Genomic DNA, 26047 nt, shown 5'->3' on the forward strand with positions numbered 1-26047 from the left:
TTTGGGAAATTGACCCAACGTCGGATTCGGAATGACCGCGCACAAAGCTGGCATGTCGCTTGAGATCTTCGAGGATCACCTGGACCGTTTCGGCGGCACAGTTGGTTCCTGGCCCGAGCGCATCCGCCAACACGCAGAAACACTTCTGAGCACGTCCGAGGAGGCTCGCGAGCTTCTCGCCGAGGTCAATACGATGGAAACTTACATCACACGCGCTGCGCCACTCCGCGCGCCGGCAGGTCTGGCAGACCGTATTGCCAACCGCGCCTTCCAACAGCGGCAGCAAAACGAACTGCATCCAACTCATCCTGCCTATGGTCTGGCCGAGCAGATCAGCGAAAGCTTCTCCAGCGCCAATTCCACATCTGCAGATACGGCAACGACGGGCAGCAAGACGGATATCATCGCCTGACACTGCCTGCTCTGCCCTAGTGCACGACCCAGACATTTCAAAGCCCGGCCCAAGCGCCGGGTTTTTTTAATGCCCAGGCACGGTTAACTTCACAAAACAGCCCCACTCCACAAGAGCACTATTTACCCGGCAGGTATTTCCTACCGGCACATTGTATTGGGCAGTAATTTCCCAGTAAATAAAAGAAAATTCTTCGCCTGATCTTTGGCCCTGGTCCGTTTTAAAAACAAAAGGGATCGTAGAGCAGGAAAAATTGGCTCACCAGCGTCCCTTGCAGTGTTTTCATATTGCACGGAGACAAAACGTTGAGCATTTCTTCCGTCAATTACTATACATCGACGAGCAGCACGAGCACGTCAACGTCTTCCACAAGCTCCAGCTCCTCCACGCTAGGTATCACCAGCTCGGATTTCTTGCAGCTGATGGTCGAACAACTTCAGAACCAAAGCCCGCTCGATCCGGCCGATACGGATTCCTATCTGGACAAGCTGGTCGCCTATGCGAGCTATGACACCCAGACAGCTATTTCAGACAATCTGGAAAGCATCACCTCGACGCTTTCCAGCACCCTGTCGTCCAGCGGACTCGGCTACATCGGTCAGACCGTTGAAGTCACAGGCAGCACCACGAGCCTCGAAGACAGCTCGGCTGAGTGGACCTACACGCTCGATTCCAATGCAGCCTCCACGACCATCAATATCCTGGATGAAAACGGCGATGTGGTCTGGACCGGCAGCGGTGAAACCGATGCGGGCACCCACTCCTTCTCCTGGGACGGCACGACCACAGACGGCACACAGCTCGAAGATGGCGGCACCTACACCCTGAGCATCGAGGCCACCGATTCCGATGGGGACTCCATCGATGGGTCGACCACCGTGATCGGCAAGGTCACCGGCCTCGACGTCTCCGACGACGACAGTCTCCTGAAGATCGGCGATGCGTCGTTCTCGGTCGAGAACGTCCTTCAAATCCTGGCAAGCTAAGGAGTTCCAGACATGAGCTTGATGGGCGCCATCAATTCCGCGATCTCCGCGCTTTACGCACAGAGCCAGGCCCTCTCCAATATTTCGGACAACCTCGCGAACTCCGAAACCACGGCTTACAAATCCACCAACACCAGCTTCTCCAGCCTCGTTGCCGGCAGCGGCAGTTCGAGCAGCGGCGGCGTGACTGCCACCACCCGTTCGAACATCACCGAACAGGGCCTGCTTGTCGCCTCCAGCAGCTCTACCGACCTTGCAATCGAAGGCGACGGCTTTTTCGTTGTCTCCAACGACACGGACGGCGGCCAGACCTATTACACCCGTAACGGTGAGTTTGAAGTCGACGAGGAAGGCTATCTCGTCAACGACGGCTACTACCTAATGGGTTGGGCTACCGACGCGGATGGGGATGTGATTGGCGGAACAAGCGAAAGCTCGCTTGTGGCCATCGACATCGACAGCGTGAAGAGCTCGGTCGATGCGACGTCAGAAGTCAGCTTCCAGGCGAACCTGCCCGCAGACGCCGCAGTCGGAGACAGCTTCGAGACCACGTTCGAAGTCTATGATTCCCTTGGCACGAGCAGCACCGTCTCCGTCACCTGGACGAAGACGGCTGAAAACACCTGGTCGATGGAAGTCGGAGACCCTGAACTCTCCAGCTCGGGCGAAACCATCGGCACCTCTTCGACCAGTGCCATCGAGATCGTCTTCAATGATGACGGCACCCTGGCCTCGACCGATCCGAGCCCTGCCGAGTTCACCATCTCCGGCTGGACCACCGGTGCGGCAGACAGCACTATTTCCCTCGATCTGGGCACGGTTGGCAGTGCCGATGGCCTGTCTCAGTACGCTTCTGACGACACCGATCCCGACATCGAGATCCAGCAGATCACCCAAGATGGTCTGGCCTATGGCTCGCTGACCTCCATCGAGATCTCTGATGATGGCTCCGTGACGGCTTTCTTCGACAATGGCGAAGAGCGCGTCATCTACAAGATTCCCGTCGCGACCTTTGCCAATGCCAACGGTCTGACCGAACTCAGCGACGGCGTCTATGCGAGAAGCTCCGCCTCCGGCAACAGCACGCTGCATGAGGCAGGGGAAGGTGGTGCCGGCACAATCAATGGCGGATGGCTGGAAGCCAGTACGACGGACACCAGCGAGGAATTCTCCAGCATGCTGAGTGCTCAGCAGGCTTATTCCGCCTCCTCCCAGATCATGTCCACCGCAAGTGACATGTTCGACACGCTGCTTGATGCCGTCAGATGACAGATCTCCCGGGCAAGCTTGAGGAAAATCTGGTTCGGCTTCGCCGGCTTTCTTCGGAAATCCGGCGGCTTGCACGGAATCTGGACACTCCGGCTGCCCGGCTGAACCTTTTGCTGCTGAAGCACGATCTGCAGGACCTCCTGCGGGAAATGCGCGCCGGGAAAGCCGAGGTGTCCAGCACCCAGTCCCGAGCCCATTCCGCAAGCCGGGTCGCAGGCGCCTACGCGGTTCAGGCCCAGCGCATCAAGACCAAGACCCCCTGACTTTCACAAGAAGAGGCCTTCCTCCCATGCAGATCTCTCTGTCTTCGGCCACCATCGCCAAGATCGACAGCTCCATCCTGCACATGATCAGCGTCGCGGATGAGCTGATCTCGGTGACCAGCGAGGAATCCCGGCGCCTTCAGGAAGAAGCCCAGCCCGCGATCGACGACCTTCTGGCCCGCAAGCGCGAGCTGATCCACGACTATGAGAACTGGATCAAGCTGTTTCGCACCCAGAAGAACGTTTTGCTGCAAGCATCGCCGATGCTGTTTGAGGAGCTTTTGGAGCGCAACCGCGAGCTTTCCGTCTGCCTGGCAGAAAACAACAAGCATCTTGAAAAGGCCATGACCAGCAACCGCCGGCGCGTGGACACGATCATGCAGGTGATCCGTGAAGAGCGGAAGCCACCGGCGGTCTATGGCGGCAACGGACAATACAAGGACCGCCCTGCGGCCCCTGTCTCCCTACGGCCTGTACGAGAGGCCTAGAACCCGGCCATCAACCCCGAGACCAGAAGGTTTCTACCATGACGTCCTTGTCTGCAGCTGCGAAAATCGCCTCCAGCTCGCTTGCCGCGACGCAGGTGCAGATGTCTGTCACCGCGTCCAACATCGCGAACGCGGACACGGAAGGCTACACCAAGAAAAGCGCCACGACCTCAGCGCTCACCAGTGCCGGAACCGGCAGTGGTGTTTCCATCGGCGACATCAGCTCAGGTGTCAGCACCTTGCTTATGAAGCAGCTGACATCAGCCACCTCGGAGACCGCCGCTGCGGAGAAGACTGCCGATTATCTGGACCAGCTCCAGTCTGCGATGGGGTCGACTACGAGCTCAGACGATACCGGCACGTCGCTTGCGAATATGCTGGCGAATGTCGAAACCGCCGTTTCAGACCTCGCCGGAACCCCGGAAAGCACCAGTCTTGCCTATTCAACGCTCAGCGCGCTGGAAACGCTGACGACCGAACTCAACGACCTGTCCTCGACCATTCAGGACCTGCGCTCAAACGCAGATTCCGACATCGCCACCAGTGTCGATGCGGCGAATGCTGCCATTGAGGCCATCGACGCCTTGAACGACCAGATCGTGGCGGCAAAGGCCAGCGGAGCAAGCACGGGAGATCTCGAGGATCAGCGCAATACCGCCCTTGCGGAGTTGTCCCAGTATCTGGGCGTGACCAGCTTCCTTGGAAGCGACGGGAGCATGAAGGTCTACACCACCTCCGGACAGGTACTGGTGGACTCCACGGCCCATACCCTGTCATTCGACGAGACAGCCACAATCACCGCCAGCCAGAGCTATGACGGCACGTCTTCAGGGCTCTCGGGCATCACTGTCGACGGCAACGACATCACCGACAGCATCAGCACGGGCACGATCGGCAGCCTCCTGGAGCTTCGCGATGAGACGCTGCCTGCTGCCCAGGACATGCTCGACGAACTGTCGGATGCGCTGATCACGACCCTGAATGCGGTCATTCCAGATCTCCTGACCGGAACATCAGCAAGTGATATCGCCGTCAATCAGGACATGCTGTCGGACCCCTCCACGCTCCTCAGCGGCAGCAGCGGCACCGCAGCGGAGACTGCGGAAGCCTTGCTCGATGCGCTTCAGGGCGAAACATCCTTCGACAAGGCCGGATCACTGAGCGCCAGACAGGAGGACTTTGCCTCCTATGCGACCGACATCCTGTCACTTATCGTCTCCCAGTCGAACGCGGCCGACAAGGCCCTTGAACTGGCCCAGACAGAGCTGACAACGGTCACCGACACCATCTCCTCCACCTATGGCGTCAACGTTGATGAAGAGACGGTCCGGTTGACCGAACTCGAGCAACTCTATTCCGTGTCTTCCCAGATCCTGAGCATCCTGAAGGAGATGTTCGAGGACCTGCTGGCCGCAGTACAGTAAGGAGCGTTGACCATGAGCATGCGCGTTGCAACTTTCGGCCAGACCTCCACCGTTCTTCAAAATGCAATGAAGACCCAGGCCCGGCTCGCGGAAAAGCAGATTCAGGAATCCACCGGACTGATATCAACCGACTACGGCGGACTGGGCAGTTCTGCTGGCGCAGTCGCCAGCCTGGAAGTCTCCGCCGCCCGTACGGAGGCCTCCATCTCGACAGCGGAACAGGCTCTCTCCCGCATCGAGATGATCTACGACGCCCTCGGCTCCATGAGCGACCTCATGACCGACTTGCGCGCCCAGCTCTCAGCAGCTTCCGTCAACACGGACGACACACTTCAGGCGACCGCCGAAGCCATGCTTGAAGAACTGACCTCGCTGCTCAACACCCAGTATGAGGGCCGCTACCTTTTTGCAGGCGGAGAGACCGAAACCAAGCCAGTTGATCTATCGGGCCTCACCACGACCGGTCTGACGACGGAAGACACGAACTACTATCAGGGCGACGACTATGTGCAGTCGGTCCGCCTCAGCAGCGACCGATCCCTCGATTACGGCATTACGGCCGACAACACAGCCTTCGAAACAGCTATCCGGACCCTGTCCTATCTGGCAAGCGCAACAGATCTGACCTCGGAAGACCTTGCAGCTGCCTCCGAATTGCTGGTGGACGCGCAGGATCAGATCCTGGCCCTGCAGAGCGTCGCTGGCATCAAGGCGTCAACCCTGGAAACCTATATCAGCGACCAGGAAGACTATCTGGCAACCGTGACTGACCTGGCCACCACTCTAGCTTCGGTCGACATCGCTGTCGTTGCCGTCGAAGCCGCGAACTACAAGACCCAGCTTGAGGCCAGCTACTCGGCCCTCGGCACGATGACCAGCCTCAGCGTGCTCGACTATCTGAGATAGTTCTCCGGCTCGCGCCTGCGGCTCTCTTGCCTCATCCCTGTCTGGAAGCGCTCGCAGAAAGTCCTCCCTTTCCGGCATTCTGCGCTTCTTGCCCCTCCCGCACTGCAACCTGCGTGCGAGATCTGAGAGGTGACTCTCTTTCATACTTTACAAAAGTAATACTATATGATTTTTAAAGATCAGGCTTAGGCCTCATTTGTTGTTCTGGGAGGAACCAATGACTTTCAAGACTGCTCTGGCGGGAGCCACGCTCCTCGCAACCCTTTCGCTCGCCTCGACTTCCGCTTTCGCCCTGACCGTCGGCTTTTCGCAGATCGGATCTGAGTCCGGCTGGCGCGCCGCTGAAACGACCCTGACAAAGCAGCAGGCGGAACAGCGCGGCGTTGACCTCAAGTTTGCCGATGCCCAGCAGAAGCAGGAAAACCAGATCAAGGCCCTGCGCTCATTCATTGCCCAGGGTGTGGATGCTATCCTGATCGCACCAGTGGTTGCAACGGGCTGGGATGCCGTCTTGAAGGAAGCCAAGGAAGCTGAAATCCCTGTGGTGCTTCTCGACCGCATGGTGGACAGCGACAAGGACCTCTATCTGACCGCCGTCGGCTCCGATCTGGTTCATGAAGGCAAGGTGGCTGGCGACTGGCTGGTGGCTGAAGTCAAGGACAAGTCCTGCAACGTCGTCGAGCTTCAGGGCACCACCGGTTCCTCTCCGGCGATCGACCGCAAGAACGGCTTCGAGCAGGCACTTGCCGGCCACGACAACCTCAAGATCATCCGCAGCCAGACCGGCGACTTCACCCGCACCAAGGGCAAGGAAGTCATGGAAAGCTTCCTGAAGGCGGAAGATGGCGGCAAGAACATCTGCGCCCTCTATGCTCACAACGATGACATGGCTGTCGGCGCAATCCAGGCCATCAAGGAAGCAGGCTTGCAGCCGGGCAAGGACATTCTCGTCGTCTCCATTGACGCCGTTCCGGATATTTTCCTCGCTCTGGCAGCAGGCGAAGCCAATGCGACGGTGGAACTGACGCCGAACATGGCAGGCCCGGCTTTCGACGCCCTTGATGCCTTCTTCAAGGACGGCACCCAGCCGGCAAAGTTCATCCAGACCGAGTCCAAGCTCTACACCCAGGCTGACGACCCGAAGAAGATCTACGAAGAAAAGAAGGGCCTCGGCTACTAAGCCGGACCTTAAGGACCAGACAGGATGCAGCCTGTCTGGTCCATTTCTCTTTGACCGATTGCTTTTATCTGGAGCTGGATGGTGCAGACCCCCACTCACCGCGCTCAAAGCCTTGAAGCCAGTGCGCCCTTGCTGCACGGCCTGGGCATCACGAAGGCCTTTCCGGGAGCCTTGGCCCTCGACAACGTGGATTTCGTGCTCAAGGCCGGCGAGGTTCATGCCCTCCTCGGCGAAAACGGCGCAGGCAAGTCCACCCTGATCAAATGCCTCACCGGCGTTCACCGGCTGGATGGCGGCTCGATCCTGCTCGACGGCAGCGCGATCGCCCCGCGCAGCACGCAGGATGCCCAGGATCACGGCATCGGCACTGTCTATCAGGAGGTCAATCTCCTGCCGAACCTGACGGTTGCGGAGAACCTCTATCTCGGCCGCCAGCCGACGCGTTTCGGCGTGGTCGACAGCCGCAAGATGAACCGGGACGCCTCAGCGCTTCTCGCCCAATATGATCTTCATATCGATGTGACCGAGGATCTTGGCAGCTATTCCGTAGCCATCCAGCAGATCATCGCCATTGCCCGCGCTGTCGATCTGTCTGGCAAGGTCCTGATCCTCGACGAGCCCACTGCCAGTCTTGATGCGCATGAGGTCCGGCTGCTGTTCGACGTGGTCCGCCGCCTCAAAGCACGCGGACTGGGCATCGTCTTCATTTCCCATTTCCTCGATCAGGTGTTCGAGATCAGTGACACCATCACCGTTCTGCGCAATGGCCAGAAGGTTGGAACCTGTCCCACCGAAGGTCTCGGACGCCTGGAACTGGTCGCCATGATGCTGGGCCGGGAACTTGAGGAAGAAACCCGCGAACACGGCAAGGTTCACGCCAATACCGGCCCCGTGCAGTTCTCCTTCAAGGGTTTTGGCCGCAAGGGGCGGATCGAGCCTTTCGATCTGGAAATCCGCAAGGGTGAGGCCATCGGCATTGCCGGCCTGCTTGGGTCCGGCCGCACGGAAACTGCCGAGACCCTGTTCGGCATCCATGCCGCCGACAGCGGCAAGGCCATGATCGGCACAACGGAAGTTTCCCTGCCCACACCGCGCTCCGCCGTGCTGGAGGGTTTCGGCTTCTGTCCCGAAGACCGGAAGGTGGACGGGATCATTGCCGACCTTTCGATCCGCGAAAACATCATCCTTGCCCTTCAGGCCCTGCGCGGCTGGACCAAGCCGATCCCGCGCAAGGAACAGAACGCCATCGCCGACAAGTACATCAAGGCGCTCGACATCCGCACGACCGACCGGGAAAAGCCCATCGGACAGCTGTCCGGTGGCAACCAGCAAAAGGCCATTCTGGCCCGGTGGCTGGCCACCCATCCCCGGTTCCTCATTCTGGACGAGCCAACACGCGGCATCGACGTGGGCGCCCACGCGGAAATCATCCGACTGATCGAAGAACTGTGCGACCAGGGTATGTCGCTTCTGGTCATTTCGTCCGAACTGGAGGAGCTGACAGTCTATAGCCACCGCATCATCGTCGTGCGGGACCGCAAGCACGTGGCCGAGCTGACAGGCAAGGAAATCACCACCGCAGCCGTTGTCGATGCCATTGCAGGCAATCAACCGGCGGCACAGGAGCGCGCGCAATGACACGCCAGACGTCCCTTCCCGGCCTTCGTTACGCGCCTCAGATCCTCACGCTCCTGGTCGTGCTCGGCCTTTCTGCCAGCCTGTTCCCGGGCTTCCTCAATGTGGAGATCGCCAATGGCCGCCTTTATGGCAGCCTGATCGACATCCTGAACCGGGGAGCCCCGGTTGCCCTTCTCGCCATTGGCATGACCCTTGTGATTGCCACCAAGGGGATCGACCTTTCGGTCGGTGCCGTCATGGCAATCTGCGGTGCCGTTGCAGCAGCAACGGTGACCACCACCGGCAGCGCGTTGCAGGCAGTTGCACTGGCACTTGCCGTCGGTCTTGCCTGCGGCCTGTGGAACGGCGTTCTGGTGGCTGTCGCCGGCATTCAACCGATCATCGCCACCTTGATCCTCATGGTCGCAGGCCGGGGCATTGCCCAGCTGATCACGGAAGGCACAATCCTTACCTTCACCAACGAGAGCCTGGTGTTTCTCGGCAGTGGCGCGCTTCTTTCCATGCCGACCCCGATCCTGATCTGGATTACGGCAGCAGCTCTTGCCATGCTGCTGGTCAGGCGCACCGCGCTCGGCATGTTGATCGAGGCCATCGGCATCAACCGGCGGGCCAGCACCCTGTCCGGGGTCAACAGCGGCATTCTTCTTGTCTGCGTCTACATGATCGCCGGTCTCTGCGCGGCCGTTGCAGGCACCATTGCGGCTGCAGACATCAAGGGCGCGGATGCGAACAACGCAGGTCTGTGGCTGGAACTTGATGCCATCCTGGCAGTCGTGATCGGCGGCACATCGCTTCTCGGCGGCCGGTTTACGCTGCTTGGCTCCATGCTGGGAGCAATGATCATCCAGTCGGTGAACACCAGCATCCTGATCTCCGGCTTTCCGCCGGAATTCAATCTCGTGATCAAGGCCCTGATCATCATCCTCATCCTTCTGATCCAGTCTCCCGCCTTAAGGGCCAGGCTGAAGCCTGTCCGCCGCAAACAGGGACAGGGCGAAACGAGCATCCTGGTGAAGCCATGAAGACCCGCCACCTGCCCTTTGCTGCCACTCTGGTCATTTTCATTCTGGCCTATGGCCTGTGCTACACCCAGTTTCCGGCGATGCTGTCGACCCGCGTGATCGGCAACCTTCTGACCGACAATGCTTTCCTCGGCATCGCTGCTGTCGGCATGACCTTCGTCATCATCTCGGGAGGCATCGACCTGTCGATCGGCTCGGTGATCGCCTTCACAGGCGTGTTCATCGCGGTGATGCTGAAGACGACCGGCCTTCATCCGCTGACTGTCTTTGCCCTGGTCCTGGCGGTCACCTGCCTCTTTGGCGCGGCCATGGGCGCGGTCATTCACTTCCTGGAAATGCCGCCCTTCATCGTGACCCTGGCAGGCATGTTCCTGGCGCGCGGCCTTGCCTTTGTGCTCTCGACAGATTCCGTGCCGATTTCCCACGAGTTCTACGGCACGCTCCAGGACATCTTCTGGCGCATGCCGGGCAAGGGACGGCTGACGCTGATTGGTGGCATCATGCTGGTCACTGTGGGTCTGGGCATGCTGATTGCCCATCGCACCCGCTTCGGCGCCAATGTCTATGCCCTTGGGGGCGGTCAGGCGACTGCCCGGCTGATGGGCGTTCCGATCGCTGCCACGACCGTCGGCATCTACGCCCTGTCTGGATTTCTCGCAGGGCTTTCCGGGATCGTCTTTTCCCTTTACACCTCAGCAGGCTATTCGCTGTCTGCCGTCGGCGTGGAGCTTGACGCCATTGCCGCAGTTGTGATTGGCGGCACCTTGCTGACGGGCGGAAGCGGCTATATTGCAGGCACCTTGTTCGGTGTCTTCATCATGGGACTCATTCAGACCTACATCATTTTCGATGGAAGTCTCTCGAGCTGGTGGACCAAAATCGTGATTGGCCTGCTTCTGCTCTTGTTCATTCTGCTCCAGAAGGGGCTAACATGGGCCTCCTCCAGAGGATTTGGCCCCGCACACAGGACTGCTTAGACCCTTGTTTGAACTTCTTTCTCCAGACCAGACCAGCCGGAAACCCCGGACGAACCACGCCCATGTGGTGGCTGAACTTGGAGGAGAGATCGTGGCGGGCGTCTTCCCGATCGGGTCGACCCTGCCGGGGGATGCGGAGCTGGAGCAGCGGTTTCAGGTCTCCCGCACGGTTCTGCGCGAGGCAATGAAGACACTGGCGGCGAAGGGGCTGGTCGAAGCCCGGGCCCGCATAGGCACCCGCGTGACAGACCGCAAGCGCTGGAACCTCTTCGACAGCGACGTGCTGTCCTGGCATTTCAAGTATTCCTCCAACGAGGACCTGTTCAAGCATCTGGTCGACGTCCGTCTCACGCTCGAGCCTGCCGCTGCAGCGATGGCAGCCCTTCACGCAAGCGAAGAGGATATCGCCGAACTCTACAAACATGCCGACGACATGGCGACGGCCGAGAGCAGCACGGACTTCGTCCGCGCCGACCTTCAGCTGCATCTTGCCATTCTGGGCATGTCCAAGAACCCGTTCATGTGGTCCGTCGGCTCACTGATCGGCGCCGCCCTGAACCGGATCTTCCACCGCAGTTCCCCAGCCTCCAATCCCGAAGACATTGCCCGCAATGCCGGCAATCACCGTGCAATCGTCGACGCCATCGCCGCCCGGGATCAGGACGCTGCCTCTGCAGCCATGCGCAAGGTCATCATCGTCGGTGCCGAGCGCGTTGCCGGCAAGGCCTGAGCGGCCTCACTCCAGCACCGAAGCCCGTGACAGAATGAGATCGTGGAAGTTCTGCGCCACGGGCGCGAGCTTCCGGCTCGCCAGCTTGATCAGCGAATAGGGCTGGATCGGCACGTCGCCGGCGATATCCAAACTTGCAATGCGCCCGCCCCCCTCTCCCCCAAGCGTAAAGAAGTCAGCCACGGGCCGGGCAACGACCGTGATCGCATTGGTTTGGCTGATAACCATCAAGGTCAGAAGGATAGAGCTCGTATTCAGAACCTTCGTGGGATAGGGGATACCTTTATTTCTCATGTAGGCTTCAACCGCGACCCGCAGCATCGCCCCATCCGGCTGCAAGACCCAGTCATAAGGCACGCAGTCCTGGAGTGTAACACCGCTCAGTCTCGTGAGGGGGTGTTCTGCCCTGACGATCACTCTCAATGGCTCATGATCTAGGAAACGTGCTTCGTAGGATCTCGGATCCAATGCCGCCGGCACGCGCCCGATGAAGAAATCGATCCGGCCGTCATCCAGCGCTGCGGTGAGGACATCGCTGGTGTTGACCTCAACGCTGACGTTCACAAGCGGATGGGTCACGCGGGTCTGGCGGATCGCAGGCAGCACATATTCCACTGCAGCGCCTGTAACAGCCCCGACGGAAACGGAACCGGCAAGTCCGCTCTTCAGGTTCTCCAGTTCCCGGTCGGCCTCATCCAGCTCCCGCAAGACCAGCCGGGCCCGGGCAGCCAGCCGCTCGCCATAAAGGGTCAAGGTCATGCCCCTCCCCTGACGCTCGGCCAGTTTCACACCCGTGATCTGTTCCATTTCGGTCAAAAGACGGGAGGCAGCAGGCTGGGACGTTGCCAGGAGTTCCGCAGCACGGCTGAGATGGCCCGTCCGCTCCAGCGCCAGAATGAGCCGGAGATGCCCAAGCCTCAGACCTTTTTTCAGAAACCGGTCACTGGTTCCGCCTTCCGCTGACTGAAGCAACGGATCCAACCCTTTGGGCCCAGGCATGATGTCGAAACTCCCCATTGTCCGATGGTGCAAAGCACAAAATTTTCATAACATTATCGATATAACAAAATCACGAATACTGATTTGTTTGATATAGTCTCTCGCACTAACGTCCCCCCGTCTATGGCAGGCCGTGACCGATTGATGTGACAGAGCCCGGAGACCGCAGTGATGCGCTCCCGGTATGCCACTCAACCGCAAGGGCCGGAGGATCCGGCAAACGGCCCAGCCATTTCGATGGGAGGACATCATGAAATTTCTGAAAGCGGCTGCGGCTGCGCTCGCTCTATCTGTATCCATGTCTGCGGTGCCGGCCCTCGCCGATGGTCTCGTGGGCATCTCCATGCCGACCAAGTCGTCCGCACGCTGGATTTCCGACGGCAACTCCATGGTCGAGCAGTTCCAGGCCGCCGGTTACACCACCGACCTGCAATACGCGGAAGACGACATTCCGAACCAGCTCGCCCAGATCGAGAACATGATCACCAAGGGCGTCGACGTCCTGGTCATCGCCGCCATTGACGGAACCACCCTGTCAAACGCGCTGGAAAACGCCGCGGCTGCCGGCATCAAGGTCATTGCCTATGACCGCCTGATCCGCGAAAGCGGCAATGTCGACTATTACGCCACGTTCGACAACTTCAAGGTCGGTGTGCAGCAGGCTTCGTCCCTGGTTGCCGGCCTGAAGGAACGCTTCGGTGACGGCCCGTACAACGTCGAACTCTTCGGCGGTTCCCCGGACGATAACAACGCCTATTTCTTCTACAATGGCGCCATGTCCGTCCTGCAGCCGCTGATCGACGCTGGCACCGTCAACATTGTCTCCGGCCAGATGGGCATGGACAAGGTCGGCACCCTGCGCTGGGACGGTGCTGTCGCTCAGGCCCGCATGGACAACCTTCTGTCCGCTCACTACACCGACAAGCAGGTCAACGGCGTTCTGTCCCCGTATGACGGCCTGTCCATCGGCATCCTGTCGTCCCTCAAGGGCGTTGGCTACGGCTCTGGCGATCTGAAAATGCCGATCGTGTCCGGTCAGGACGCGGAAGTTCAGTCGGTCAAGTCCATTCTGGCTGGCGAACAATACTCCACCGTCTTCAAGGACACCCGTGAACTGGCCCGCGTGACGGTCGGCATGGTCAATGCGGTTCTCGGCGGTACCGAGCCGGAAATCAACGACACCACCACCTATGACAACGGCGTCAAGGTCGTTCCGTCCTACCTGCTGGAGCCAGTCTCCGTCGATGCTTCCAACTGGAAGGAAATCCTGATCGGCAGCGGCTACTACACCGAAGATCAGGTGAAGTAAGCGGTTGAATGCAACAGACCGGTCCGCCTGCCCTTGAGCCGGGCGGGCCGGCCCTTTGCCAGCGGGTGCGCAGGTGTCATGTCGACCCTTTTGAAAATGCAGAATATCACCAAGACCTTTCCGGGCGTGAAGGCCCTGGACAGCGTCAATCTTGAGGTGAATGCAGGCGAAATTCATGCCGTCGTCGGTGAAAACGGCGCGGGCAAGTCAACCCTGATGAAAGTGCTGTCAGGCGTTTACCCTCACGGGGAATACGAAGGCGAGATCCTGTTCGAAGGATCCGAGGCCCGGTTCTCCGGCATCGCCGACAGCGAAAAGCAGGGCATCATCATCATCCACCAGGAACTGGCACTCGTGCCGCTTCTGTCGATTGCGGAAAATCTCTTCCTGGGCAACGAAGTGTCCAGCCGCGGTGTCATCAATTGGCCCGAGACCTTCCGCAAGACAGAGACCCTGTTGCGCAAGGTGGGCCTGCGCGAAGCCCCAACGACCCTGGTCGACAAGCTGGGTGTGGGCAAGCAGCAGCTCGTCGAAATCGCCAAGGCTCTGGCCAAGGAAGTCAAGCTGCTGATCCTGGACGAACCGACAGCCGCCCTGTCGGAATCCGACAGCCAGGCCCTTCTCGATCTTCTGCTGGAGCTGAAATCCCAGGGCATCACGTCGATTCTGATCAGCCACAAGCTGAATGAAGTGGAACGGGTCGCCGACCGGATCACCGTGATCCGCGACGGCACCACCGTATCGACGCTTCAGGCAGCCCGCGCAGAGATCAACGAAGAGCGCATCATCCGGGACATGGTCGGACGCGACATGGCGCACCGCTATCCCGAACGCGTTCGCAACATCGGGGACGTCCTGTTCGAGGTGAAAGACTGGAACGTCTATCATCCGGATCATGCGGAACGGCAAGTCATCCGGAAGGCGAATTTCCACGTCCGCAAGGGCGAGATCGTCGGTATCGCCGGCCTCATGGGCGCGGGACGGACAGAATTGGCCATGAGCCTCTTCGGCCGCAGCTACGGCCAGAACATTTCCGGTGAGGCCCGTCTTCATGGCAAGCCCATCGACACCTCCACCGTGTCGTCGGCCATTGCTTCGGGTCTTGCCTATGTGACCGAGGACCGCAAGGCGCTCGGTCTCGTCCTGGACGAAACCATCCAGAAGAACATCAGCCTTGCCAATCTGGAAGGCATCTCGCGCGCTGGCGTGCTGAACGAAGCCCATGAGCAGACCGTGGCCGAAGGCTACCGGAAGGCCATGAACATCCGCACGCCCGGCGTCTACCAGAAGGTCGTCAACCTGTCCGGCGGAAACCAGCAAAAGGTCGTCCTGTCCAAGTGGCTCTTCACCGAGCCGCAGGTTCTGATCCTGGACGAGCCGACCCGGGGCATCGACGTCGGGGCGAAGTTCGAGATCTACGGCATCATGAACCAGCTGGCAGACGAAGGCCGCGGCGTCCTGATGATTTCTTCCGAAATGCCCGAACTCTTGGGCATGTGCGACCGCATTTACGTGATGAACGAAGGCGCTCTGGTTGGAGAGCTGGCTGCGAAAGACGCAAGCCAGGAGCGCATCATGTCGTTCATCGTGAGGAGTTGAGAATGAGCACGGACCTCGCTGAAAAGACGCCTGCGGGCGCTTCCGTCGGCAGCTATCTGAAAAGCCACCTGCGCGACTACGGCATGCTTCTGGCGCTGATCGCCATCATGGCATTCTTCCAGGTCATCACGGACGGCACTCTGCTGAAGCCGGTCAACATCACCAACCTGTTCCTACAGAACAGTTACATCATCATCATGGCTCTCGGCATGCTGCTGGTCATCGTGGCCGGGCATATTGATCTGTCCGTCGGCTCCGTTGTCGGCTTTGTCGGCGCACTTGCCGCCGTGATGATGGTGGAATGGCACTGGTCGGTCTATGCCACCATTCCTGCCTGTCTTCTGGTCGGCATTGCCATTGGCGCAGCCCAGGGCTACTGGGTGGCATTCTGGCGCATCCCGTCCTTCATCGTGACCCTCGCGGGCATGCTCGTGTTCCGCGGCGCCTCGCTGTGGCTCCTGGAAGGCCAGTCTGTCGGTCCCTTCCCGCGTGAATTCCAGGCGCTGTCCACCGGCTTCATTCCGGATCTTCTGCCCTTCGTGAAGTCCATCTTCGGCGTTGAGCGGATGAATGGTCTCGCGGTCTTTGCCGGTGCCGCCATCGCAGCCCTGCTGGTCTGGCTCGGCATGCGTACCCGCACCCGCAACCAGGCCTATGGCATCGAGGGGGAGCCTTTCAGCTTCTTCGTCATGCGCAACGTGCTGGTCTCGGGCGCGATCATCTTCGTGTCCTACAAGCTGTCCACCTTCCGCGGCCTGCCGAATGTGCTGATCACCATGGGCATCCTGACGGTGATATACGCTTTCCTGACCGAGAGCACCGTTCTCGGGCGGCGGATCTATGCGCTCGGCGGCAACCAGAAAGCAGCCAAGCTTTCTGGCATCAAGACCGAACGGCTGATCTTCCTGACCTTCATCAACATGGGCATGCTGGCGGCCCTCGCTGGCCTCATCTTCGCGGCGCGCCTCAATACGGCAACGCCCAAGGCAGGCGTGTCCTTCGAACTGGATGTGATCGCGGCCGTGTTCATCGGCGGGGCATCCATGTCTGGCGGTGTCGGCAAGATCGTTGGCGCGGTGGTCGGCGCCTTCATCATGGGTGTCATGAACAACGGCATGTCCATCATGGGCATCGGCATCGACTATCAGCAGATGATCAAGGGCCTCGTCCTGCTCGCTGCCGTGATCTTCGATGTCTACAACAAGAACAAGTCCGCGTGAGCGGTGGAGAGGTTCAAATGCTTCTGTCACAAATCCAGATGCCGGACGGCGCAACCGCTGTCGTCGCGCGTGAGGGCACCGAAGCCTATGTGGTGAAGGGTGTTGCCTCGATCTATGACCTGGCGCTTGATTGCATCCGCTCCGGTCAGACCATCGCCGCCAGGGTCGCCAGCCTTGGCGTCGGCGAGGCTGTCGATCTGCATCGTGCGGCCGAAGAAGGCCGCCTGCTGCTGCCGATCCTGCCGCCGGACCCGGCCCATCTGCACCTGACCGGCACCGGCCTCACTCATCTGGGATCTGCCTCGGCACGCAACGCCATGCACCAGAAGCTGGCGGGTCAAGAGGAAGAGCTGACCGATTCCATGAAGATGTTCCGGATGGGCCTCGAAGGCGGCAGGCCTGAAGGCGGCAAGCCCGGCGTTCAGCCCGAATGGTTCTACAAGGGCAACGGCTATTGCGCCGTGCCATCGGGAGCGGACCTCAGCGCCCCGGACTTCGCGCTGGATGGCGGCGAAGAACCGGAAATCGCCGGGATCTACATCATCGGCGACGACGGCACCCCCTACCGCATCGGATTTGCCCTCGCCAACGAGTTCTCCGATCATGTGATGGAGCAGATCAACTATCTGTATCTTGCTCATTCCAAGCTGCGCCCAGCCTCCTTCGGACCGGAAATCCTGCTCGGCGACTTGCCCCAGAACATTGAGGGCACCTCGAAGCTGATCCGCGACGGCCAAACCTTCTGGGAAAAGCCCTTCGTCTCCGGTGAGGCGAACATGTCCTACTCGCTGGCGAACCTGGAACATCACCACTTCAAATATGATGTCTTCCGCAAGCCCGGAGACGTTCACGTTCACATGTTCGGCACGGCCACCCTGTCCTTCTCCGACAAGATCCGCACCCAGGATGGCGACGTGTTTGAAATCTCTGCCTCCCCCTTCGGCCTGCCCCTGCGCAATCCGCTGAAGATGACCGGCGAAGGCGAAGCTGCAGCCATGACGAAGGTCACCGCTCTTTAAAACGCCTCCCATCAGCCGGGCGAAACGACGTCCGGCTGAACAGATGGAGCAACAGGCTCCAAAACCCCGAATGGACACGAAAGAAATGCGCAAGCTGCCCCAATGGCCCAGACGTCTGCGTTCGCAGGAATGGTTTGAAGGCACGGAAAAAGACCAGATCTATCACCGTTCCTGGATGCGCAACCAGGGCCTGCCCGCGGACCTTTTCGATGGCCGTCCGGTCATCGGCATCTGCAACACCTGGTCCGAACTGACGCCCTGCAACGCGCATCTGCGCGACCTGGCACAGCGGGTGAAGCACGGCATCTATGAGGCAGGCGGCCTGCCGCTGGAGTTCCCGGTATTCTCTCCGGGGGAAAGCTCGCTGCGCCCAACGGCGATGATGTTCCGCAATCTCTGTGCCATGGGCGTAGAGGAAGCCCTGCGCGGCAATCCACTCGATGGCGTCGTGCTGATGGTCGGCTGCGACAAGACCACTCCGGCCCTGCTCATGGGCGCTGCGAGCGTCGACATTCCGGCCATCGTCGTGACCGGTGGGCCGATGCTGAACGGCAAGTGGCGCAATCAGGACATCGGCTCCGGCACCGCACTCTGGCAATTCTCGGAAATGGTGAAGTCCGGCGAACTGACGACAGATGATTTCGTCGAAGCGGAACAGGCCATGTCCCGCTCCCCCGGCTCCTGCAACACCATGGGCACGGCGTCTTCCATGGCCTGCATGGCCGAAGCCCTCGGCATGGCCCTGTCCGGCAATGCTGCCATTCCTGCCGTCGACAGCCGCCGCCGGGTGATGGCGCATCTGACCGGCCGCCGCATCGTGGACATGGTCAAGGAGGACCTGAAGCCTTCCGACATCATGACCCGCAAGGCGTTCGAAAACGCGATCCGTACCAATGCGGCCATCGGCGGCTCTACCAATGCGGTGGTGCATCTACTGGCGATCGCTGGCCGTCTTGGCCTCGACCTGACCCTCAATGATTGGGACAAGTTCGGCCGGGACATCCCGACCATCGTCAACCTGATGCCCTCCGGCAAATATCTGATGGAAGAATTCTTCTATGCCGGCGGCCTGCCGGTGGTGCTGAAGTCGCTTCTTGAGGGCAAACATCTTCACGGTGAGAGCCTGACCGTCTCCGGCCGGACCATGGCCGAGGAAATCGCCCCGGCCCGCAACTGGAACGATGATGTCATCCGCCCGGTCGACAAAGCGCTCACGGCGTCTGGCGGCATCGCGATCCTGCGCGGCAATCTTGCCCCCAAGGGCGCTGTGCTGAAGCCGTCCGCCGCCTCCGAGCACCTGATGCAGCACCGCGGCCGCGCCGTCGTCTTTGAAGATATCGACGACTACAAGGCCCGCATCAATGATGAGGATCTCGACATCGACGAGAGCTGCATCATGGTGATGAAGAACTGCGGTCCGCGCGGTTATCCGGGCATGGCCGAGGTCGGCAACATGGGCCTGCCGCCCAAGGTGCTGCGCAAGGGCATCAAGGACATGATCCGGATTTCCGACGCCCGCATGTCCGGCACGGCCTATGGCACGGTGATCCTTCACACCTCCCCGGAAGCGGCTGTCGGCGGACCGCTGGCCATTGTACAGAGTGGAGACTGGATCGAAGTGGACGTGCCAGCCCGCCGCCTGCATCTCGATATTTCTCAGGAGGAAATCGACCGGCGCCTTGCTGCGTGGACCCCGCCTGTCGCGGCTCCGCAAAGCGGCTATGCCAGCCTCTACCATCAGCATGTGATGGGCGCGGACGAGGGCGCCGATTTCGACTTCCTACGCGGTGGCCGTGGCAATGCAGTGGCCCGCGAGGCTCACTAGACCTGATCGCTGGCGGAGCAGGACAAGGTTTTCGCAAACCGGTCCTGCTCCGCTCGGGACCATTCGCCATCCCGTGCTTGAGCCTGTAATGCTCTGGCCACTTACCTCTTCATGATTCCTTTCAGGACACGACACAGGTCATGACCCAAAAGCCCCCTCACAAGGTCGCTCTCGTCGGCCTCGGCAAGATCGCGAAGGACCAGCACGTTCCCTCGATCACCAAGTCCGCAGCGTTTGAAGTTGGCGCAATCGTCAGCCGCAGCGCCACCGGTCAGGATGTGCCGGTATATGAAACCCTCGATGCGATGCTGACCGGCGAGCCGGACATCAAGGTCGTCTCACTCTGCGTGCCGCCTCAGGTCCGGTTCGACATGGCAAGGCAGGCACTGTCCCACAAGCGGGATGTGCTTCTGGAAAAGCCGCCGGGAGCCAGCGTTGCCGAGGTCCATGCGCTCGAACGGCTCGCCAGGGAAAATGGCTGCGTGCTCTATGCGACATGGCATTCCCGCCACGCCATGGGCGTTGCCGGGGCGAAGGCCTGGCTGGCAAGCCGCAAGCCGGTGTCTGCCCGCATCACCTGGCGCGAAGACGTGCGCCATTGGCATCCGGGTCAGGCGTGGATCTGGGAGGCTGGTGGTCTCGGTGTCTTCGATCCGGGCATCAACGCCTTGTCGATCATGACCGAAATCCTGCCGGCTCCGGTTCATGTCTCATCTGCGGACCTGACCTTCCCGGAAAACCGCGACACGCCGATTGCCGCCGCCATCCGTTTCAGCGGTGCGGACGGCCTGACGGTCGACGCGGATTTCGACTGGCGCCAGACCGGTACCCAGACCTGGGAGATCGAAGTCGTCACGGATCAGGGAACCATCCTGCTGTCAGGCGGCGGCGCGACGGTCACCATCGAAGGCAAGGAAGTGTCCTCCGACGAAGCCCTCGCCTCGGAATATGACGGCATCTATGCCCATTTCGCCGACCTGCTGGCATCCCGCACCAGTGACGTCGACCTGACGCCTCTGGTTCATGTCGCCGACGCCTTCATGCTCGGCAAGCGTCTCCAGACGGAAGCCTTCTTCGACTGAAGAATGTACCGCTCGGACTGAAGCAAACTGTCAAGTTACACCCCGCCTGGTTCAGCACCCGGCGGGGTGTTTTTCATTTGACGAGCGGCAATCACATCCGCTCGATTATGACGGCAATGCCCTGACCGCCGCCGATGCACATGGTGGCAAGACCATAGCGGCCACCGGTGCGCTGCAGCTCATAGGCCAGCTTCACCAGAATGATCGTACCCGATGCGCCGACCGGATGACCGAGAGCGACCGCGCCGCCATTCGGATTGACCTTGGCCGGATCAAGCCCGAGGTCCTGGGTCACGGCACAGGCCTGCGCGGCAAATGCCTCGTTGGATTCGACCACATCCAGATCGGCGACGGTCAGACCGGCACGTTCCAGAGCCTGACGCGAGGCAGGCACCGGTCCAAGGCCCATCACTTCCGGGGCAACACCGCCAAGTCCATAGGCGACGATCCGGGCCAGAGGCTTTACCCCACGCGCTGCCGCGACTTCTTCGGCCATCAGCACCACGGCTGCTGCCCCATCGTTGATGCCGCTGGCATTGCCGGCGGTCACAGTCCCTTCCTTGCGAAACGCTGGACGGAGCTTTGCCATGTCCTCAAGCGTGACGCCCGGCCGCACATGCTCATCCGTGTCGAAGATTACTTCCGTGCGGCCCTTCTTTACGCCCATCGGCAGGATCTGGTCCTTGAAATAACCGGCTTCAATCGCCTGTGCCGCCCGTCGATGAGATTCAACGGCAAAAGCGTCTTGAGCCGCCCGATCGATCTTGCCCCGCTCAGCGACGTTCTCAGCCGTGATGCCCATATGGCCATTGCCGAAAGGGTCATTGAGAGCGCCCAGCATCATGTCGACCGCAACCGCATCGCCCATCTTCTGGCCGCTGCGGGCCTGTGTCAGGAGGTGGCCTGCACGGCTCATGCTTTCCGTGCCGCCAGCCAGAACGATATCCGCATTGCCGAGCAGTACCTGCTCTGCCGCCGTCACCACGGCCTGAAGCCCGGATCCGCACAGGCGGTTGAGCGTCAGAGCCGGGGAAGTTTCCGGAATACCGGCCCGCATGGCGGCAACGCGACTGACATACATGTCCTCCGGTGCCGTGTGGATCACACTGCCGAAAACCGACTGCTGGATATCCTTGCCTTCGCAGCCCGCCCGGGCAATGGCCTCACGGGCGACAGCCGCTCCCATGTCGCAGGGGGAAATGCTGGCGAGCGATCCGCCAAAATCTCCGATGGCCGTGCGGACGCCGGATGCAATGACAACAGAACGGGACATGACGTTTCTCCTCCTGGCCAATGCGGCCGTGATGGTGCCGGGTTCAAATCACAGCACCTTCTTTCATTGACGCGCACGGTACCTCCCTCAGGAGAACTGTGCCAGCCGCAACCTAAGGGAAGCTCGCCAAAAGAATGAGGAGGATCGCTTTCGTCTGACGGCAGTCAGGCTTCCGCCATGCCACCATCACGCGACCATCAGGCCGAGCAATGCGCAATCAGGCGGTTGAGAAAGGCGTCGCAGGCAGCCAGTTCGTTGATCTCGATGAACTCATCCGGCGTATGGGCTTGGGCGATGTCTCCCGGGCCAACGACAACGGTAGGAATGCCCGCCATCTCGCGGAACAGTCCGGCTTCCGTGCCATAGGCGACCTTGGAGAAGCCATTGCGGCCCGCCAGATGCTTGGCCAGCGCCACGATCTCTTCATCAGCCTCTGTCGCAAGTCCCGGAATGCTGGAGATCAGATGAAAATCGATGCCGCAATCGGGGTCGACCGCTTTCATCCGTGGCTCAAGCACATCACGGGCATAGACAAAGACCTCCTCGTTCAGAGCCTCCGCATCTTCCTCCGGCAGGGAACGGAATTCGAAGTCGAAGCTGCACAGTTCCGGCACGATGTTGAGCTGCGTTCCGCCCCGGATCACCCCCACATGGCTGGTCGTTACCGGCATATCATAGAGCTCATCATGCCGGCCCTTGGCCAGCCGCTCGCCGATTTCGCGGATCTTCATGATCAGCGCCGCCGCATATTCAATGGCATTGACGAATTGGGGAGCAAGCGAGGAATGGCCGGACTTGCCGGTCACTGTCACCCGGAAGCTGTGCTTGGCCTTGTGGCCGGTGATCACATCCATCTTCGTCGGCTCTCCAACGAAACAGCCGAGCGGCTTCAGATCCCATCCGGCCATGTCCGCAACCATGCTGCGCACGCCGATACAGCCGATTTCCTCGTCATAGGAAAGAGCGATGTGAAACGGCGCCTTGAGATCTGCATCCAGCAGCTGCGGCACCTTGGACAGGCAACAGGCCACATAGCCCTTCATGTCACAGGCGCCCCGGCCGAAAAGCTTGCCATCTTCCTCGCGCAGCACGAAGGGATCAGACGTCCAGTCCTGCCCCTTCACCGGCACCACATCCGTGTGTCCGGACAGGATGTAGCCAGGAAGCTCATCAGGACCGATGGTCACCAGCAGATTGGACTTGGTGCCCGTTTCATCGGGAAAACGGCGCGGTTCCAGACCGAAGGAACGCAGCCAGTCTTCCACGTGGTCGATCAAGGGCAGATTGGAATTTCCGCTTGTGGTGTCGAAAGAAACGAGATCTGCAAGCACTTCCCGGCTTGTCGGCCGGGCCTTGGGCGTCATGAAATACGGCATCTGATGTCTTTCGACCGGAGGCGGAACGAGCCTTCTTGAAGGCCCGGGCGCGGAGCAGATCGCACCGCACAATCACCTGAATAAGTAGCCTGCCGCTCGATGAAGCTCAAGGCCGCAGGACGAAGCCGGCTCAGACGCTGTAGTAGTCCCGGTACCACTTCACGAACCGGCCGACCCCTTCCTGAACCGTGGTCCGGGGCCGGTAGCCGGTGAGCTTCTGAAGGAGATTGGCATCGGCCCAGGTCGCCGGAACATCGCCCGCCTGCATGGGCATCAGGTTCCGTTCAGCGGTCCTGCCCGTTGCCTCTTCGATGGCACCGATGAAGTCGGTGAGCTGAACTGCATTGGAATTGCCGATATTCACCACCCGCCATGGGGCAACCGGCGAGAGGCTGTCCCCTTCCTCCACGATGCCATCTTCGGGGCGTACGGGAACGGCATCGATCAGCAGGCGGATGCCCTCGACCAGATCTTCGACATAGGTGAAGTCCCGCTTCATGTCGCCGTGATTGTAGACATCGATCGGTCGGCCTTCGAGAATCGCCTTGGTAAACTTGAACAGCGCCATGTCGGGCCGCCCCCAGGGACCATAGACCGTGAAGAACCGGAACATGGTCACCGGCAGGTCGAACAGATGGGCGTAAGAATGCGCCATGTTCTCCGTCGCCTTCTTGGTGGCGGCGTAGAAGGACATCTGGTGATCCGCCTTGTCGGTCTCCCGGTACGGCATCTCGGTGTTCGCGCCATAGGCCGACGAGGTCGAGGCCAAAAGCAGATGGTGCGGCGGATGGGCCCGGGCCGCTTCCAGCAGCTCAAACGTGCCGCAGATGTTGCTTTCCAGATAGGACCGCGGATTTTCGATCGAGTAGCGCACCCCCGCCTGGGCCGCCAGATGGATCACCACATCCGGCCGCTCCCGGCTGAAGAGGTTCATCAAGAGGTCCGGCGTCTCGACCCGGTCATTGATCGCGGTGAAATGTTCGTGCTGAAGCAGCATCTGCTGCCGGCGCTGCTTCAGGGCCACGTCGTAGTAGTCAGTCATGGCATCCAGGCCGATGACCCTGAACCCGTCTGCCAGCAAGCGCGTGCAGAGGAAATATCCGATGAACCCGGCCGATCCGGTGACAAGAGCAGTGCGCATGCAGCAATGACCTCAAAGAAGCGGGTTCAAAAAAAGAAGCTGGCAAGTGCATAGCCTGCCAGCTTCTGATTTGACAAATCTTTCCGCCCCGGGACGATCAAATCCAGGTCAGGCAGCGGTCTCGGCGCGGTCGACGAGAGCGCCGCGGGCACCGATCACCGTGCCGGCAAGACGCGCCCCGGCCTGCACAGCCTGCTCAAGAGCCACGCCGTCGCAATAGGCAGCCAGGAACCCGGCATTGAAGCTGTCGCCTGCAGCTGTCGTATCCACCACGTTGGTGACCGGCTGCACCGGCACGACAGTCCTGCCTTCGCCGGAAACGCAAACGACTTCTTCCGGACCGTTCTTCACGACCACCAGGCTGCAACCGGCCTTTCGGTAGCGCTCTGCGGTGTCGTCCGGTGTCTTGTCTCCGAAATAGGACGCCTCGTCCTCGTAGGAAGGCAGAGCGATGTCACACACGGCTGCAGCGTCCATGATGGCTACGCACATGGTCGCCACATCCGGCCACAGACGCGGCCGCAGGTTCGGGTCGAACACGACACTCGCCCCCTTTGCCCGTGCCCGGCCGACAGCCGCGAGGAAGGCGGTGCGATCGGCCTCAGGCAGAACAGCAATGGTAATGCCGGAGAAATAGACGACATGTGCAGAGGCCAGAACCTTGTCCACATGGGCAATGTCGGCGGCCAGGCAACGGGCGGCGGAATCCGACCGCCAATAGGCAAAGCTGCGCTCACCATTGGTAAGCTGGATCATATAGAGACCAACGGTCTTGTCGGTGCGGCGCTGGATCGGATCAGTGGTGATGCCGGAATCTTGCATGAAAGCGACCATGCGGTCGGAGACGGCATCCGTCCCCACAGCGGTCAGATAGGACACGTCCCACTTGGACGGGAACATGCGCCGCGCGTACCAGGCGGTGTTCAGCGTATCGCCGGCAAAACCCATGGAATAGGTCCCCTCCGCAGTCGGAGCCATTTCCACCATGCATTCGCCAATGGCGACAAAACGTTTAGTCACTAGAAGCCTCGTTTACGAAAAACTCTTCGTAGTTGCGGCGGATGCGCGGCAACTGTTCCTTGATGCGGGCCAGATGCTGAGACATCGCCTCAACGGCCCGGTTTTTATCATGGGTCTTGAGGGCATCAAGAACCCGGATGTGATCCTCGAACGCATCGCGCGAGGCAAAGGCCAGGGACAGAAAGCGGACACGGTCCATGTGGGCCTTGTTCTCGCGGATGATGTCCCAGGCAAATTCAAGTCCGGACCGGTCACAGATTTCCTTGTGAAACAGGTCATCATAACGGTGAAAGGTCTCCGGATCCTGCTCTTCGACCGCCTGCTTCTGGCGGTTCATGATCCCGTCGAGAGCGGCGAGATCCGTAGAGGTCAGCGTGTCACAGGCCACCTGAACGGTCTGTACTTCGATGGCATTGCGCACGAACCGGGCCTGATAGACTGCGCTCTCGGAGATTTGCGTCACGGTGGTTGCCCGCTGGGGACGGATGAGAAGAAAGCCCAGCTTGGAAAGCCGGTAAAAAGCATCGCGCACGGGCTGGCGCGAAACGCCCAGCGCCTTGGCAACTTCCGCCTCGGACATCTTGGTCGCAGGAGGCAAGTCCAGGGACAGGATCTGCCGGTAAAGCGTCTCGAACACAGTGTCGGCGACAGATTGCCTCTGCAACGGCTCAAGTGCCTTCAACGGCCCCTTCTCCAACATGGCCTCTCCATCCCATTTGCGACCCGGCGCATCCTGTTTCCGGATGGCAGCCATGCTTGTTTTTCTTCCTGCCAATCCGCCTCAGGACACCACCGGAACCCTTCCCGGCCCAGTCACAAACCCGCATCAAAACGAGCGTGATTTGGGTCTTTCCGGAGGCTATCGCCCTAAAGTCTGATTTGACAGTAT

General features: G+C 60.3%; 24 protein-coding genes. 18 read left to right on the plus strand and 6 right to left on the minus strand.

What is annotated here, in order from left to right; translation table 11 throughout:
- Positions 1-31: 31 nt before the first annotated feature.
- The 12 genes from BUA94_RS12405 to BUA94_RS12460 all read left to right on the plus strand — a co-directional run bounded on the left by BUA94_RS12405 (position 32) and on the right by BUA94_RS12460 (position 11295).
- Entirely contained in the window at positions 32-412 is a 381-nt protein-coding gene (locus BUA94_RS12405) for a hypothetical protein (RefSeq protein WP_073013457.1), read from the plus strand.
- Positions 413-717: 305 nt separating this feature from the next.
- Complete coding sequence (locus tag BUA94_RS12410; protein WP_073013459.1) at positions 718-1398, plus strand: flagellar hook assembly protein FlgD; 681 nt, start codon at positions 718-720, stop codon at positions 1396-1398.
- A gap of 12 nt (positions 1399-1410) precedes the next feature.
- Positions 1411-2667: a flagellar hook protein FlgE gene (flgE, locus tag BUA94_RS12415; RefSeq protein ID WP_073013461.1), complete on the plus strand. Its 1257-nt coding sequence runs from the start codon at positions 1411-1413 to the stop codon at positions 2665-2667.
- Complete coding sequence (locus BUA94_RS12420) at positions 2664-2930, plus strand: hypothetical protein (RefSeq protein WP_073013463.1); 267 nt, start codon at positions 2664-2666, stop codon at positions 2928-2930. The genes flgE and BUA94_RS12420 overlap by 4 nt, the downstream gene beginning before the upstream one ends.
- A 26-nt stretch (positions 2931-2956) precedes the next feature.
- Positions 2957-3418 carry a hypothetical protein gene (locus BUA94_RS12425; protein ID WP_073013465.1) on the plus strand — a complete coding sequence of 154 codons (462 nt, stop codon included), beginning with the start codon at positions 2957-2959 and terminating at the stop codon, positions 3416-3418.
- A gap of 38 nt (positions 3419-3456) precedes the next feature.
- Entirely contained in the window at positions 3457-4842 is a 1386-nt protein-coding gene (flgK, locus tag BUA94_RS12430; RefSeq protein WP_073013467.1) for a flagellar hook-associated protein FlgK, read from the plus strand.
- A gap of 12 nt (positions 4843-4854) precedes the next feature.
- On the plus strand, positions 4855-5748 hold the full coding sequence (locus BUA94_RS12435) for a flagellin (protein ID WP_073013469.1): 894 nt from the start codon (positions 4855-4857) through the stop codon (positions 5746-5748).
- 217 nt (positions 5749-5965) lie between these two features.
- On the plus strand, positions 5966-6928 hold the full coding sequence (ytfQ, locus tag BUA94_RS12440) for a galactofuranose ABC transporter, galactofuranose-binding protein YtfQ (protein ID WP_073013471.1): 963 nt from the start codon (positions 5966-5968) through the stop codon (positions 6926-6928).
- Positions 6929-7009: 81 nt separating this feature from the next.
- Positions 7010-8566, plus strand: a complete 1557-nt coding sequence (gene ytfR, locus BUA94_RS12445) for a galactofuranose ABC transporter, ATP-binding protein YtfR (protein WP_408011931.1) — start codon at positions 7010-7012, stop codon at positions 8564-8566.
- Positions 8563-9588, plus strand: a complete 1026-nt coding sequence (locus BUA94_RS12450) for an ABC transporter permease (protein ID WP_073013475.1) — start codon at positions 8563-8565, stop codon at positions 9586-9588. Before ytfR ends, BUA94_RS12450 begins: the two co-directional genes overlap by 4 nt.
- Positions 9585-10565, plus strand: coding sequence for a galactofuranose ABC transporter, permease protein YjfF (gene yjfF, locus BUA94_RS12455; protein ID WP_073013477.1), 981 nt, complete (start codon positions 9585-9587; stop codon positions 10563-10565). The genes BUA94_RS12450 and yjfF overlap by 4 nt, the downstream gene beginning before the upstream one ends.
- A 4-nt stretch (positions 10566-10569) precedes the next feature.
- Entirely contained in the window at positions 10570-11295 is a 726-nt protein-coding gene (locus tag BUA94_RS12460) for a FadR/GntR family transcriptional regulator (protein WP_073013479.1), read from the plus strand.
- Between the two features lie 6 nt (positions 11296-11301).
- Here the strand turns inward: BUA94_RS12460 and BUA94_RS12465 are convergent, their stop codons facing one another.
- Positions 11302-12294, minus strand: coding sequence for a LysR family transcriptional regulator (locus tag BUA94_RS12465; RefSeq protein ID WP_073013870.1), 993 nt, complete (start codon positions 12292-12294; stop codon positions 11302-11304).
- A 250-nt stretch (positions 12295-12544) separates the two neighbouring features.
- Here BUA94_RS12465 and chvE point away from each other — a divergent pair, with 250 nt between their 5' ends.
- The 6 genes from chvE (at position 12545) to BUA94_RS12495 (ending at position 20348) form a co-directional block, all read left to right on the plus strand.
- The gene (chvE, locus tag BUA94_RS12470; protein ID WP_073013481.1) at positions 12545-13603 is read left to right on the plus strand and encodes a multiple monosaccharide ABC transporter substrate-binding protein; all 1059 of its coding nucleotides are present in this window, start codon (positions 12545-12547) and stop codon (positions 13601-13603) included.
- Between the two features lie 78 nt (positions 13604-13681).
- Entirely contained in the window at positions 13682-15202 is a 1521-nt protein-coding gene (gene mmsA / locus BUA94_RS12475; protein ID WP_073013483.1) for a multiple monosaccharide ABC transporter ATP-binding protein, read from the plus strand.
- A 2-nt stretch (positions 15203-15204) separates the two neighbouring features.
- The gene (mmsB, locus tag BUA94_RS12480) at positions 15205-16422 is read left to right on the plus strand and encodes a multiple monosaccharide ABC transporter permease (protein ID WP_073013485.1); all 1218 of its coding nucleotides are present in this window, start codon (positions 15205-15207) and stop codon (positions 16420-16422) included.
- Between the two features lie 17 nt (positions 16423-16439).
- The gene (araD1, locus tag BUA94_RS12485; protein WP_073013487.1) at positions 16440-17441 is read left to right on the plus strand and encodes an AraD1 family protein; all 1002 of its coding nucleotides are present in this window, start codon (positions 16440-16442) and stop codon (positions 17439-17441) included.
- An 85-nt stretch (positions 17442-17526) separates the two neighbouring features.
- Positions 17527-19266, plus strand: a complete 1740-nt coding sequence (gene araD / locus BUA94_RS12490) for an L-arabinonate dehydratase (RefSeq protein WP_073013871.1) — start codon at positions 17527-17529, stop codon at positions 19264-19266.
- Between the two features lie 140 nt (positions 19267-19406).
- Positions 19407-20348, plus strand: a complete 942-nt coding sequence (locus BUA94_RS12495) for a Gfo/Idh/MocA family protein (protein WP_073013489.1) — start codon at positions 19407-19409, stop codon at positions 20346-20348.
- A 91-nt stretch (positions 20349-20439) separates the two neighbouring features.
- On the opposite strand, the gene BUA94_RS12500 is transcribed toward BUA94_RS12495, so the two are convergent.
- The 5 genes from BUA94_RS12500 to BUA94_RS12520 form a co-directional block, all read right to left on the minus strand.
- Positions 20440-21621, minus strand: a complete 1182-nt coding sequence (locus BUA94_RS12500) for an acetyl-CoA C-acyltransferase family protein (protein ID WP_073013491.1) — start codon at positions 21619-21621, stop codon at positions 20440-20442.
- A 197-nt stretch (positions 21622-21818) separates the two neighbouring features.
- Positions 21819-22997 carry an acetylornithine deacetylase gene (argE, locus tag BUA94_RS12505; protein WP_073013493.1) on the minus strand — a complete coding sequence of 393 codons (1179 nt, stop codon included), beginning with the start codon at positions 22995-22997 and terminating at the stop codon, positions 21819-21821.
- Between the two features lie 130 nt (positions 22998-23127).
- On the minus strand, positions 23128-24138 hold the full coding sequence (locus tag BUA94_RS12510) for an NAD-dependent epimerase/dehydratase family protein (protein ID WP_073013496.1): 1011 nt from the start codon (positions 24136-24138) through the stop codon (positions 23128-23130).
- 108 nt (positions 24139-24246) lie between these two features.
- Positions 24247-25158 carry a sugar kinase gene (locus BUA94_RS12515; protein WP_073013498.1) on the minus strand — a complete coding sequence of 304 codons (912 nt, stop codon included), beginning with the start codon at positions 25156-25158 and terminating at the stop codon, positions 24247-24249.
- The gene (locus tag BUA94_RS12520) at positions 25151-25912 is read right to left on the minus strand and encodes a GntR family transcriptional regulator (protein WP_235860548.1); all 762 of its coding nucleotides are present in this window, start codon (positions 25910-25912) and stop codon (positions 25151-25153) included. The genes BUA94_RS12515 and BUA94_RS12520 overlap by 8 nt, the downstream gene beginning before the upstream one ends.
- Positions 25913-26047 lie beyond the last annotated feature (135 nt).

It is taken from the genome of Roseibium suaedae (assembly GCF_900142725.1).
Taxonomy (GTDB): Bacteria; Pseudomonadota; Alphaproteobacteria; order Rhizobiales; family Stappiaceae; genus Roseibium; species Roseibium suaedae.